General features: G+C 70.4%; 12 protein-coding genes. 5 read left to right on the forward strand and 7 right to left on the reverse strand.

Features of this window, described 5'->3' with window-relative positions:
* Positions 1 to 96 precede the first annotated feature (96 nt).
* Both FHW73_RS06950 and FHW73_RS06955 read right to left on the reverse strand, forming a co-directional pair.
* Positions 97 to 1,656, reverse strand: coding sequence for a transglycosylase SLT domain-containing protein (locus FHW73_RS06950; RefSeq protein WP_183426004.1), 1,560 nt, complete (start codon positions 1,654 to 1,656; stop codon positions 97 to 99).
* A gap of 77 nt (positions 1,657 to 1,733) precedes the next feature.
* The gene (locus tag FHW73_RS06955; protein ID WP_183426005.1) at positions 1,734 to 3,047 is read right to left on the reverse strand and encodes a hypothetical protein; all 1,314 of its coding nucleotides are present in this window, start codon (positions 3,045 to 3,047) and stop codon (positions 1,734 to 1,736) included.
* A gap of 117 nt (positions 3,048 to 3,164) precedes the next feature.
* Between FHW73_RS06955 and FHW73_RS06960 the strand changes: the two genes are divergently transcribed.
* From FHW73_RS06960 to FHW73_RS06970, 3 genes are all read left to right on the forward strand, one after another.
* Positions 3,165 to 4,655 (forward strand): helicase HerA-like domain-containing protein, encoded by a 1,491-nt coding sequence (locus tag FHW73_RS06960; protein WP_183426006.1) that lies wholly within the window; start codon positions 3,165 to 3,167, stop codon positions 4,653 to 4,655.
* Positions 4,652 to 5,158 (forward strand): transcription elongation factor GreB, encoded by a 507-nt coding sequence (greB, locus tag FHW73_RS06965; protein WP_183426007.1) that lies wholly within the window; start codon positions 4,652 to 4,654, stop codon positions 5,156 to 5,158. Before FHW73_RS06960 ends, greB begins: the two co-directional genes overlap by 4 nt.
* A 90-nt stretch (positions 5,159 to 5,248) precedes the next feature.
* The gene (locus FHW73_RS06970; protein WP_183426008.1) at positions 5,249 to 5,779 is read left to right on the forward strand and encodes a hypothetical protein; all 531 of its coding nucleotides are present in this window, start codon (positions 5,249 to 5,251) and stop codon (positions 5,777 to 5,779) included.
* Between the two features lie 43 nt (positions 5,780 to 5,822).
* Here FHW73_RS06970 and FHW73_RS06975 read toward each other — a convergent pair whose 3' ends face one another.
* Together FHW73_RS06975 and rimO are read right to left on the reverse strand one after the other, a co-directional pair.
* Complete coding sequence (locus FHW73_RS06975; protein WP_183426009.1) at positions 5,823 to 6,227, reverse strand: hypothetical protein; 405 nt, start codon at positions 6,225 to 6,227, stop codon at positions 5,823 to 5,825.
* A complete protein-coding gene (gene rimO, locus FHW73_RS06980) occupies positions 6,224 to 7,576 on the reverse strand; it encodes a 30S ribosomal protein S12 methylthiotransferase RimO (protein ID WP_183426010.1) in 1,353 nt (450 codons plus the stop codon). Before rimO ends, FHW73_RS06975 begins: the two co-directional genes overlap by 4 nt.
* A gap of 176 nt (positions 7,577 to 7,752) precedes the next feature.
* On the opposite strand from rimO, the gene FHW73_RS06985 reads away from it, so the two are divergent.
* Together FHW73_RS06985 and FHW73_RS06990 are read left to right on the forward strand one after the other, a co-directional pair.
* Positions 7,753 to 8,427: a dienelactone hydrolase family protein gene (locus tag FHW73_RS06985; RefSeq protein ID WP_183426011.1), complete on the forward strand. Its 675-nt coding sequence runs from the start codon at positions 7,753 to 7,755 to the stop codon at positions 8,425 to 8,427.
* A gap of 13 nt (positions 8,428 to 8,440) precedes the next feature.
* Positions 8,441 to 8,869, forward strand: coding sequence for an HIT family protein (locus FHW73_RS06990; RefSeq protein WP_183426012.1), 429 nt, complete (start codon positions 8,441 to 8,443; stop codon positions 8,867 to 8,869).
* A 7-nt stretch (positions 8,870 to 8,876) separates the two neighbouring features.
* Here FHW73_RS06990 and FHW73_RS06995 read toward each other — a convergent pair whose 3' ends face one another.
* The 3 genes from FHW73_RS06995 to apbC all read right to left on the reverse strand — a co-directional run bounded on the left by FHW73_RS06995 (position 8,877) and on the right by apbC (position 10,938).
* Positions 8,877 to 9,392 carry an RDD family protein gene (locus tag FHW73_RS06995; protein WP_183426013.1) on the reverse strand — a complete coding sequence of 172 codons (516 nt, stop codon included), beginning with the start codon at positions 9,390 to 9,392 and terminating at the stop codon, positions 8,877 to 8,879.
* Between the two features lie 34 nt (positions 9,393 to 9,426).
* On the reverse strand, positions 9,427 to 10,002 hold the full coding sequence (dcd, locus tag FHW73_RS07000; protein WP_183426014.1) for a dCTP deaminase: 576 nt from the start codon (positions 10,000 to 10,002) through the stop codon (positions 9,427 to 9,429).
* Between the two features lie 75 nt (positions 10,003 to 10,077).
* Complete coding sequence (apbC, locus tag FHW73_RS07005; RefSeq protein ID WP_183426255.1) at positions 10,078 to 10,938, reverse strand: iron-sulfur cluster carrier protein ApbC; 861 nt, start codon at positions 10,936 to 10,938, stop codon at positions 10,078 to 10,080.
* Positions 10,939 to 11,071: the final 133 nt, after the last annotated feature.

Consider the following 11,071-nt stretch of genomic DNA (forward strand, 5'->3'; position numbering starts at 1 on the left):
TACCTACAACTGGCATCGTCCGCATGCCAGCCTCGACTACAAGCCGCCTATCTCCAGAATTCCGATGCCTGTGAACAACGTGCTGGCTTTACACATCTAGCGCGCGCAGCCCTGCAACGTCAGGGTCTGTCCCGGCTTGAGCGCGTACGCCGGTGCGCGCAGACCGTTGGCGCGCGCGAGCGTCGAGATGTTGCAGCCATAGCGCTGCGCGATCTTGCCCAGCGTGTCGCCGCGCGCGACGCGGTGGCTGCGCGCAGGCGCGGGTGCGGCCTGTGGCGGCCGCGGGGCGGCAGGCGCGGCCGGCAGGGCTGCCGGCGCCTCGGCGTTCGCGTCGGGCAGCACCTCGATCGCGCCGGTGCGCACGATCGCCGCGCGCGGATCGCTGTTCACCAGTTCGGCCGCCAGATCGGCGCGCGCACCGCGCACGCACCACTGGCGGTACAGCCCGGCCATGCGCACGGTGCCGTTGAGCACGGTGCCGACCGGCAGCAGGCTCTCGGCTTCATAGCTGGGATTGAGGTTGCGCAGTGCGCGCATATAGCCATCGCGGGTGTTGCCGTTGCCCAGGCAGATCGTCAGCTCGTAGATCGACGCCGGCCGCTCGAGGCGGAACGTGGCCGGCCGGGCATCGACCTTCGGGAAGGTCAGCCCGTACTCCTGCGGGTGCAGGTACAGCCACGCCGCGGCGATCACCATCGGCACGTAGTCGCGGGTCTCGGGCGGGAACTGGTTGTAGACGTCCGGGTCCCAGAAGCGCCGGCCCGCGGCCTCGCGGTAGACGCGCAGCGCGCGCCCCTCGCCGCCGTTGTAGGCCGCCAGCCAGTACTCGATCTCGTCGCCGTGCTGGGCGAACCGCTCGTTGAGGTACACCGCCGCGGCATCGGCCGCTTGGCGCGGGTCATAGCGCGTGTCGAAGCCGCTGCCGTCGGGGCCCAGGCCGAAACGGCGGCCGGTCGCCGGCATGAACTGCAGCGGCCCGGCGGCGCCGGCGCGCGAACGCGCGTGCACCCGACCGTTGGATTCCTTGGCCATGATGCCGAACAGCAGCGCCTCGGGCAGGCCGCTGCGCTTGAAGGCCGGCGACATCAGATGCCGCATGTACTGGTAGTTCTCATGGCTGGTGATCAGCGACACACGCATGTCGGTGAGCCAGCGACGGATGCCGGCCTGGACGGCCGGATTGAGCTCGACCATGCGCTTGAACCGCTCGTCCTCGCTCAGCAGCGCCGAAGCGCTGGCAGCGGCAGGCACATCGGCGGTCGGCAGGCTGCCGTCCGGCGCATCGACCGGCGCGTCGTCCTCGCCCTGCCCGGCCTGCGCGTCGGCATCGGCCTTGAGCAGGCGCTTGTAGCTGGTCAACAGCTGCGGAACGCTGCAGCCGCGCTGCTTCTCACAGGCCACCATCACGTCTTCCATGTCCTCGAGCGCGGCATTGCTCGCCTCGACGCCCGCCGGGTCGTCGTTGGCGATGCGCACCAGCGCTTCACGGTAGCGCCCCTCGGCATCGAGCATGCGCTGATTCAGCGCCTCGGCTGCCTCGCGGTCGCGGCGCGATTGCGCCTGCGCATCGGTGGCGTGACTGGACAGAACCAGCGCCAGCGCCAGCGCACCCAGGTGCGCGAGCGGAAAACGAGGGGAGAACCGGGACTCGGGCATGCGGGACTTCGCTCTGAGGGGCCGGCAGGGTAGCCCCGGCCATCGCGCCGCGGCAAGGCGAGCGACGGTCGCCGGGCTCAGCCGTCCGGCTGCCCGGCCCCGGCCTGCGAGCGGGCCCAGTCGCGGGTCTGTGCCGGGTCGTGGCGGGCGAAGCCGGCTGCGTCGATCGCCGCATCGAGGTCGGCCGCGGGCGCGGCGTCGAGATGGTGGGTCAGGAACGCGCGCGTCACCGCGGCGATCCCGCGCGCGGTCGCGGCGGCATCCGCATCGCCGAAGCGCGCTTCGTGCGACGGTCCGGTCATCAGCAGCGGCAGGTCGCTGAAGGCCATGTGCCGGGTCCCGGGCACGCGCAGCCGGATCACCTCCGGCGCCAGCCCGACCTGCGTCCAGCGCGCGTAGGCGTAATCGTTGTGGTGGAACGCAGGGTCGACAGGCGTGCCGTCGTAGAGCGGAAACCGCACCCAGTCACTGGTCAGCGCCAGCAGCGGCCGACCGAGGTCGGCATCGTAGAGTCCGGGGTCGAAATTCAACCCGTCCAGACTCACCGCCGCGCGGCAGGTCGGCAGGCGATGGCAGGCAGTCGCCGCGGTCGAACCGCCGAAGGACATGCCGGCGATCGCCAGCCGCTGCGGGTCGGTCGCGGCGAGCACGGGCGCGAACGCCGGCGGCACGTGCCCGGCCTGCAACGCGTGCACCGCGAACAGCACGTCCTCGCGCCAGGTTGCCTGGCTGGCGCCCAGCCGACTGCCGGCCAGCGCCTGTGCGTAGCCGTCGATCAACGCGGCGCGCGTGGCGTGATCGTCGGCGGCATGGAAACGTCGGCGCCATTCCAGCAGCGCGGGCGCCTCGGCGCGCATGTCGGTCGGCGCCACCCGACCATCGGACAGCGCGAGGTCCACCGCGTCGCCGGGGTGCCCCAGCGCCACCACCACGTAGCCGTGGCTGGCCAGCGACTGCGCCAGCGCGGTGTTCTGCGCCGGATACAGGAAGAAGCCGTGGCTCAGGACCACCAACGGGAAGCCGCGCTCGGGCCGCGGCGCCACGCCCGTCCCAGCGCCTGCGGCAGTGCAGGCGGCGATCGCGCGGGTGTCGTCGACGGCGTAGCCCAGATTGCGCGCCAGCGCCGGCAACAGCCGCACCGCCTCGTCTTGCGGCAGATACGGGCGTGGCGGCGCGGCCTGCGCGGCGGGGTACCAGGCGACGACGGGGAGCGTGCGCACCGCATCGGGCGCCTCGCCCGCCACCCCACGCCGCGTCGGGTCGGCCAGTTCGAAGCGCTGCTGGCCCACCGGCAGCGGCCCGTCCGGCGCAGGCAGCGCGCAGGCAAAGGCCAGCGCGGGCAAGGCCGCGACGATCAGGCAGAGCAGACGCGACGGGAATCGTGAGGGCATGGCGACGCTCCTTGAGAACACTCGCCCATTGTGCGCGCGCCACCCACCTCGGCGACGGCGCGGCACCGGCAACGACGAGGTCCTAGAATCGCGGCTTCCTCCAAGCGCTCTGAATCCATGGACCCGATCCTCATCGGCAAGGCCGTCACCACGCCCGACGGTGGCCCCGTGCACCTGCTGCCTGCGCTGGGCAACCGCCACGGCCTGGTCGCCGGCGCGACCGGCACCGGCAAGACCGTCACGCTGACCACGCTGGCCGAGGGGTTCTCGCGCATCGGCGTGCCGGTGTTCATGGCCGACGTGAAAGGCGACGTCGCGGGTCTGGCGGTGCCCGGCGAGATCGGCGACGCACTGCGCGAGCGCGCCGCGCGCATCGGGGTACCCGACTACGCCGGCGAGGCCAGCCCGGTGGTGTTCTGGGATCTGTTCGGCGTGTCCGGCCATCCGGTGCGCACGACGGTCAGCGAGATGGGGCCGACGCTGCTGGCGCGCATTCTCGAACTCAACGACACCCAAGCCGGCGTGCTCGACATCGTGTTCAAGCTCGCCGATGACCGCGGCCTGTTGCTGCTCGACCTCGACGACCTGCGCGCATTGCTGGGCCTGGTTGCCGAGGAGCGCAAGGCGGTGTCGTCGGAGTACGGCCTGGTCTCAGCGCCATCGGTCGCGGCGATCCAGCGCGCAGTGTTGCGGCTGGAACAGGACGGCGGCGCGCCGTTCTTCGGCGAGCCGGCACTGGCCCTGGACGATCTGATGCGCACCCGCAGCGACGGCCGCGGCGTGATCGGTATCCTCGCCGCCGACCGGCTGATCCTCAAGCCGCGGCTGTACGCGACGTTCCTGTTGTGGCTGTTGTCGCAGTTGTTCGAGACGCTGCCCGAGGTCGGCGACCTCGACAAGCCGCGGCTGGTGTTCGTGTTCGACGAGGCGCATCTGCTGTTCGGCGACGCGCCGGCGTCGCTGCAACAACGCATCGAACAGGTGGTGCGCCTGGTCCGCTCCAAGGGCGTGGGCGTCTACTTCTGCTCGCAGTTCCCCGACGACGTGCCGCAGGCCGTGCTCGGCCAGCTCGGCAATCGCGTGCAGCACGCGCTGCGTGCCTACACGCCGCGCGATCAGAAAGCCGTACGCACCGCCGCGCAGACCTTCGCGCCCAACCCCGCGCTCGACGTCGCCGCCACGATCGCCACGCTCAAGACCGGCGAGGCGCTGGTGTCGATGCTGCAGGCCGGCGGCGCGCCGGCACCGGTCGAGCACACGCTGATCGCGCCGCCGCGCTGCCGGATGGGCGCGATCACCGAGGCCGAGCGCGCGCGCGTGCGCGCCGGCAGCCCGGTCGGCGCCAAGTACGACGCCGCGGTCAACCGGGAATCGGCCGCCGAACTGCTGGCCCAGCGTGCGCAAGCCTCGACTGCGGCCGGCGACGCGCCGCCGGCGAAGTCCCGCGATGCCGATGCGAGCGAGGGCGGCCTGGGCCAGAAGCTCAACGAGTTCCTGTTCGGCACCAAGCGGCGCCAGGGCGCGGTCCAGGCTGCCGGCAAGCAGGCGGTGCGCACGATCACCAACCGGATCGTGCGCAACCTGCTGGGCGGGATCGGGCGCCGATGAGCCGCTGGCGCCCGCCACCGGAGAAGAGCACCGCGCTGATCACCCCGGGCGGCCACGCCCGGCTCAAGGCCGAGCTCGACGACCTGTGGCGGGTGCGCCGGCCCGAGGTCGTGCGCGCACTGTCGGCCGCCGCAGCCGAAGGCGACCGTTCGGAGAATGCCGAGTACACGTATCGCAAGAAACAGCTGGGCGAGATCGACCGCCGCGTGCGCTACCTCGGCAAGCGGCTCGAAGCGCTGCGCGTGGTCGACACCGTGCCGACCGATCCCGAGGCGGTGTTCTTCGGCGCCTGGATCGAACTGGAAGACCTCGACAGCGGGCAGTGCAATCGCTACCGCATCGTCGGCCCCGATGAAACCGATGCACGCGAAGGCTGGATCAGTATCGACTCGCCGCTGGCGCGCGCATTGCTGAAGAAGCGCGTCGACGACGAGGTCGCGGTCGAACTGCCGGGCGGGCCGCGTACGTTCGCGATCATCTCGATCGACTACGCTGCCGACTGAATGGGCCGCGATCGCCGACACGGAGGCCGGGCGGCTGCGGCTGCTGCGAACAAGAGGCTCCGCGCGCGCGGCACCGGCGCCGCACTCATCTTGCTGGCCGCCGCCCTCACCGCCTGCAGTCCAGTCCCCGCCCCCACCGCCACGTCGCCGGCAGCCGCGCCCGTCCCGGATTCTGCGGACGCGGCGACCGACGCCCATGCCGCGCTCGCCGCGCGGCTGCGGCCGTTCCTGATCGAACGTGGCACGGGCCCCTCCGGGCGCAGCGCGCGCGCCGCCGACGACGAGCGCTTCCGGCTCGGCGCGTTCTGGAAGGCCCGGGCCGACACCCACCATTTTGACGCCGCGTTCCGCGCGCGGGCGCAGGCCGCACTGGCGGCGCACGAGAATGGTGCCGGGCACGCGGCTGCGGATGCCGCGCTCCGACGGCTGCTTGCGACCGTCGACGCGCGCCTGCCGGCCTGGCAGGCCCTGGTGGACTACAACGCCTCGGGGCGGATGCGTGACGATGGTGGCGACGGCGGACGGGCCTTGCTGCCCGGCGCGATCGCGGCGATCGACGCGATCGAGGCGGCGACCTGGGCCTATGTCGAGGCGGCTGCCCAGGCAGCGCCTGCGCCGTAGATACGCCGAAGGGCGCGCGCCGGGCCTGCACCCCGCCGGGCGCTCAGTCGATGCGCTGCAGCTCGTGGATCTGTGTGTCCGAGAACGCGCTGAAGTACCCGGTCGTCGACGTGAACTTCTGATCGGGGAACACGGTGCCCGGTGCGACGCGGCACATCAGGAACGCGCTCGACGACGCGCACTGCAGTCCGGCCTCGGGCGCGACGCCGGGAAACAGTGCTGCCTGCTCGCGCCCGCTGAGCGGCAGCATCGCCAGCCCCTCACCCCGGAACATCGCCAGCCAGCCGCGGCCCTCGGCCCGCAGCGTCAGCTGGGCGTCGGCCGGCGACGTCGCCGGATCCTCGTCCACCGGCCGATAGGTCCCGCTCAGTCCGTCCGCCGCGCCTGCGGTGCCGGCCACGAACGCCAGCAGCAGTCCGGTCGCAATCCCGCTCGCCCATCGCCTCATGCATCCGTCTCCACGACTTCGCCATAGAGATCATGCTCGTCGCTGCCCATGATCGCCACCTCGACGAAATCGCCAGGGCGCAGACCGGCTTCGCGGCCGTCCTGGATCTGCACCACGCCGTCGATCTCGGGCGCATCGCCCATCGTCCGCGCGATCGCCAGGTCGCCGTCAACGACATCGACCAGGCAGGACTGCACGGTGCCGACCTTGGCCTCGAGCCGGACTGCGGAAATCTCCGCCTGCTTGTCCATGAACCGCGCCAGCCGTTCCTGCTTCACCGCCTCGGGCACCGCATCGGGCAACAGGTTTGCGGTCGCGCCCTCGACCGGCGAATAGGCAAAGGCGCCGACGCGATCGAGCTGGGCCTCGTCGAGGAAGTCCAGCAACTGCTGGAAATCGTCCTCGGTCTCGCCGGGAAAGCCGACGATGAACGTGCTGCGGATCGTCAGGTCCGGGCAGATCTCACGCCAGCGCGCGATGCGCTCGCGGGTGCGGTCGATCGCGCCCGGCCGCTTCATCAGCTTGAGGATGCGCGGGCTGGCATGCTGCAGCGGCACATCGAGATACGGCAGCAGCTTGCGGCTGCCGTCGGCATGGCGCTCGGTCATCAGCGAGATGATGTCGTCGACGTGCGGGTACGGATACACATAGTGCAGCCGCGTCCACACGCCCAGTTCCGACAGGCCCTCGCACAGCGCCTTCATCCGGGTCTGGTAGGCGCGCTCGCGCCAGGTCCGCTCGGCATAGCGCACGTCCACGCCGTAGGCGGAGGTGTCCTGGGAGATCACCAGCAGTTCGCGCACGCCGCCGCGCACCAGCCGCTCGGCCTCGCGCAGCACATCGTCGACCGGGCGCGAGACCAGGTCGCCGCGCATCGAGGGAATGATGCAGAAGCTGCAGCGGTGGTTGCAGCCCTCGGAGATCTTCAGATACGCATAGTGCCGCGGCGTCAGCTTGACGCCGGTATCGGGCACCAGGTCGACGAAGGGATCATGCCGCGGCGGCAGGGCCGCGTGCACCGCGCCCATCACCGAACCGTAATCCTGCGGTCCGCTGATCGACAGCACGCCCGGATGCGCGCCACGGATCATCTCCTCGCGCTTGCCCAGGCACCCGGTCACGATCACCTTGCCGTTCTCGGCCATCGCCTCGCCGATGGCATCGAGCGATTCGGCCACCGCCGAATCGATGAAGCCGCAGGTGTTGACGACGACCACGTCAGCATCGTCGTAGCTCTGCACGATGTCGTAGCCCTCGACCCGCAACTGGGTGAGGATGCGTTCGGAATCGACGAGGGCCTTCGGACAGCCGAGACTGACGAAACCGACCTTGGGACTGGCTGCGGACATGGGAACCGTGGCGGGTGCAGGAGGGAGGAGCCCAGGCGCACCGCCGGGCGACCGGCATGGACCGGTCCGCGGTTGCGGGCGCGAGGGGCCGCGCAGTATAGCGGCGGCGGCCGGGGCGGTCCTGCGGCCACCGGCCTGGGGTAGACTCGGGCCGATCATGTGAACAGGACGCCGCCATGGGCCGGGACATCGTCGTCGCCACCGCGTCGGGGCCGGTCAACGCCTGGCGGGCCGACCCGCCGCATGGCGCCGCCGCCAAAGGCGCGATCGTGGTACTGCAGGAGATCTTCGGCGTCAACGCCCACATCCGCAGCGTCGCCGACGGCTACGCGGCGGCCGGTTATGTCGCGATTGCCCCGGCGCTGTTCGACCCGGTCGCACGCAATGTCGAGTTGACCTACGAGGCCGGCGACTTCGAGCGCGGCCGTGCGCTCGCCACGGAGCTCGGCTTCGACCGCGCCGTCGGCATCGTCCGCGCCACGCGCGACCTGTTGCGCGGCGAAGGCCATCGCCAGATCGGCGTGGTCGGCTTCTGCTGGGGCGGCAGCCTCGCCTTCCTGGCCAACACCCGCTTGGGGCTTCCCGCGGTCAGCTACTACGGCGCGCGCACTGTGCCGTTCCTCGATGAACCGCTGCAGGCGCCGATGCTGTTCCACTTCGGCGCCGACGACGCCAGCATTCCCGAAGCCGATATCGCCGCCCATCGCGCGCGGCAGCCGGACGCGGAGATCCATGTCCACCCGGGCGGCCACGCCTTCAACCGCGACGTCGATCCGGCCCACTACCACCCCGACAGCGCCGCCGAAGCGCGCCGGCAGACGATGAAGTTCCTCGCCGCAGCGCTGCGCTGACCGGAGGCCGATGATGCCGGACACCGCCGCCCCTGCCCGCTACGTCCTGCACCCGCAGTTGGCCGACGACACCCACCCGGTCGCCACGCTCGCACTGAGCGAGGTGCGGCTGATGGACGATGCCAACTATCCGTGGCTGATCCTCGTCCCCCGCCTGCCCGACGCCCGCGAACTGATCGACCTTGGCAGCGAACAGCGCAGCCTGCTGACCGAGGAGATCGATATCGTGGCGCGCGCGATCCGTGACGCGTTCCGGCCGTTCAAGCTCAACATCGCGGCGCTGGGCAACCAGGTGCCGCAACTGCACGTGCACGTGATCGGTCGTAACCAGAACGACCCTGCCTGGCCTGCCCCGGTCTGGGGCCGCGTCGCGGCCCGCCCCTACTCGCCCGAACTGCTGGTGGAGCGCATCAACCGCCTGCAGGCCGTGCTACCGGGCTGAGTGCGCGTCAACGCACCTTGACCACACGCGTGCCGGCCACGAAGTCGTGGCCGCAGCGCCGGTCCTTGCGGAAGATCATGCACACGCTGACCAGGACCGCGAGCGCCCCGAGGCACGGGATGCCCCCGACGACCTGCAACGGAAAGTAACGCGCGAACAGCGCCCGCGCCAAGGTCACCGGCCGGCCATCGAGCGTCACGATGCGGATTCCCAGCCACCGCTTGCCCCAGGTCTGGCCGCCGACATGCAGCGGCCAGGCGTGGATCGCCGCGAACATCAGCAGGCCGATCCCCATCCACAGAAGTTGCAGGCCGAACCCGACCTGCTCACCGCGCTGGGCCGCCGCCATCGCTGCGGACCAGTAGCCGCCGAGCCACATCACCGGCGTCATGATGGCCAAGCCGATCAGGCCATCGATGACCGCCGCGCCCAGCCGCGTGCCGCGCTCGGCCAGCACCTCGTCGGTTTCGCCCTGCAACTCGGCCGCCGGAGCCTGATAGGGATTGATGTCTTGGTCTTGCATCACACGTCCTTGTTGGAAGAAAGCGACAGGCCACTCAGGTGCGCGGCAGCGTCACTCCGGTCTGGCCCTGGTACTTGCCACCGCGATCCTTGTACGAGGTCTCGCAGACGTCGTCAGCATCGGACTGGAAGAACAGCATCTGCGCGACGCCCTCGTTGGCGTAGATGCGGGCCGGCAGCGGGGTGGTATTGCTGAACTCCAGCGTCACGTGACCTTCCCATTCCGGCTCGAGCGGCGTCACATTGACGATGATGCCGCAGCGCGCGTAGGTGCTCTTGCCCAGGCACACCACCAGCACGTCGCGCGGAATGCGGAAGTACTCGACCGTGCGCGCCAGCGCGAACGAATTGGGCGGAATGATGCACTCGTCGCCGACCACGTCGACGAAGCTCTTGGGGTCGAACCGCTTGGGGTCGACGATCGTCGAGTTGATGTTGGTGAACACCTTGAACTCGCGCGAGCAGCGCACGTCGTAGCCGTAGCTCGAGGTGCCGTAGCTGACGATGCGCTGGCCGTCGACGTGCTTGACCTGCCCGGCCTCGAACGGCTCGATCATGCCCCCCGGCTGCTCGGACATGCGGCGGATCCAGCGGTCGCTTTTGATGCTCATACGGTGTTCCCGGGGCGGATGCGGCAGTGAATACGCATTGTAGGGCCGGCACCGGCCCGCCGCACCCCGCCGCGATCACACCAGGGACGCGGAAATCGACATCGGCGCGCGCGGGCGCTTCTCGAGCTCGGCGACCAGGGCCCGCGCGACCGTCCGGTAGGCTGTGGCAGCCGCCGAGTCCGGCGCGGAGGCGACGATCGGCGCACCGGCATCGCCCTGCTCGCGGATCCCGATCTCCAGTGGCAACGCGCCCAGCAATGGCACTCCATAGCGCTCGGCCATGCGCTCGCCACCGCCCGCCCCGAACAGATGCTCGACGTGCCCGCAGTTCGAGCACACGTGCTGGGCCATGTTCTCGACCAGGCCGAGCACAGCGACCTCGACCTTCTCGAACATCTTCAGCGCCTTGCGGGCATCGAGCGTGGCGACCTCCTGCGGCGTGGTCACGATCACCGCCCCCGCAACCGGAATCTTCTGCGCCAGCGTGAGCTGGATGTCGCCGGTGCCGGGCGGCAGATCCACCAACAGGTAGTCCAGGCCTTCCTCGCCTCCCCAGCGCGTGTCGTTGAGCAACTGCTGCAAGGCCGAGGTCGCCATCGGTCCACGCCAGATCATCGGCGTGTCCTGATCGACCAGCAGGCCGATCGACATCGCCTCGATGCCATGGGCCTGCAGCGGCAGGATCGACTTGCCGTCAGGACTGTCCGGCTTGCCCGACAGGCCCAGCATCGTCGGAATGCTCGGGCCGTAGACGTCCGCATCCAGCACGCCGACCCGGGCACCGTCGGCCGCAAGCGCGAGCGCCAGGTTCACCGACGTCGTCGACTTGCCGACCCCGCCCTTGCCCGAACCGACCGCGATGATGTTGCGGATGCGCGGGTGTGGGTGGAGGGCGCCTTGGACGGCGCGGGCAGGGATCGGCGTGGCGCTGGGCATCGACATGAGGCACGTCTTCGTTGCAATGAGGAGCCCATTGTCGCCGAGCGGTCTTCCCCCGGCGAGGACTTAGGTCAAGAGGAACGCAATGAACCCAAGTTGAACACTTCGTAATTTTGGCGTTAAATCGGCC

The sequence above is a fragment of the Luteimonas sp. RC10 genome, from assembly GCF_014192745.1.
In the GTDB taxonomy this organism is placed as follows: Bacteria; Pseudomonadota; Gammaproteobacteria; order Xanthomonadales; family Xanthomonadaceae; genus Luteimonas.

What these genes read in the sequence shown, in the direction of transcription:
- dcd (WP_183426014.1), bottom strand. Translation starts at nt 10,002, where the DNA reads ATGAGCATCAAAAGCGACCGCTGGATCCGCCGCATGTCCGAGCAGCCG.
- FHW73_RS06985 (WP_183426011.1), top strand. Translation starts at nt 7,753, where the DNA reads ATGGGCCGGGACATCGTCGTCGCCACCGCGTCGGGGCCGGTCAACGCC.
- apbC (WP_183426255.1), bottom strand. Translation starts at nt 10,938, where the DNA reads ATGCCCAGCGCCACGCCGATCCCTGCCCGCGCCGTCCAAGGCGCCCTC.
- FHW73_RS06960 (WP_183426006.1), top strand. Translation starts at nt 3,165, where the DNA reads ATGGACCCGATCCTCATCGGCAAGGCCGTCACCACGCCCGACGGTGGC.
- FHW73_RS06975 (WP_183426009.1), bottom strand. Translation starts at nt 6,227, where the DNA reads ATGAGGCGATGGGCGAGCGGGATTGCGACCGGACTGCTGCTGGCGTTC.
- FHW73_RS06955 (WP_183426005.1), bottom strand. Translation starts at nt 3,047, where the DNA reads ATGCCCTCACGATTCCCGTCGCGTCTGCTCTGCCTGATCGTCGCGGCC.
- FHW73_RS06950 (WP_183426004.1), bottom strand. Translation starts at nt 1,656, where the DNA reads ATGCCCGAGTCCCGGTTCTCCCCTCGTTTTCCGCTCGCGCACCTGGGT.
- FHW73_RS06990 (WP_183426012.1), top strand. Translation starts at nt 8,441, where the DNA reads ATGCCGGACACCGCCGCCCCTGCCCGCTACGTCCTGCACCCGCAGTTG.
- rimO (WP_183426010.1), bottom strand. Translation starts at nt 7,576, where the DNA reads ATGTCCGCAGCCAGTCCCAAGGTCGGTTTCGTCAGTCTCGGCTGTCCG.
- greB (WP_183426007.1), top strand. Translation starts at nt 4,652, where the DNA reads ATGAGCCGCTGGCGCCCGCCACCGGAGAAGAGCACCGCGCTGATCACC.
- FHW73_RS06995 (WP_183426013.1), bottom strand. Translation starts at nt 9,392, where the DNA reads ATGCAAGACCAAGACATCAATCCCTATCAGGCTCCGGCGGCCGAGTTG.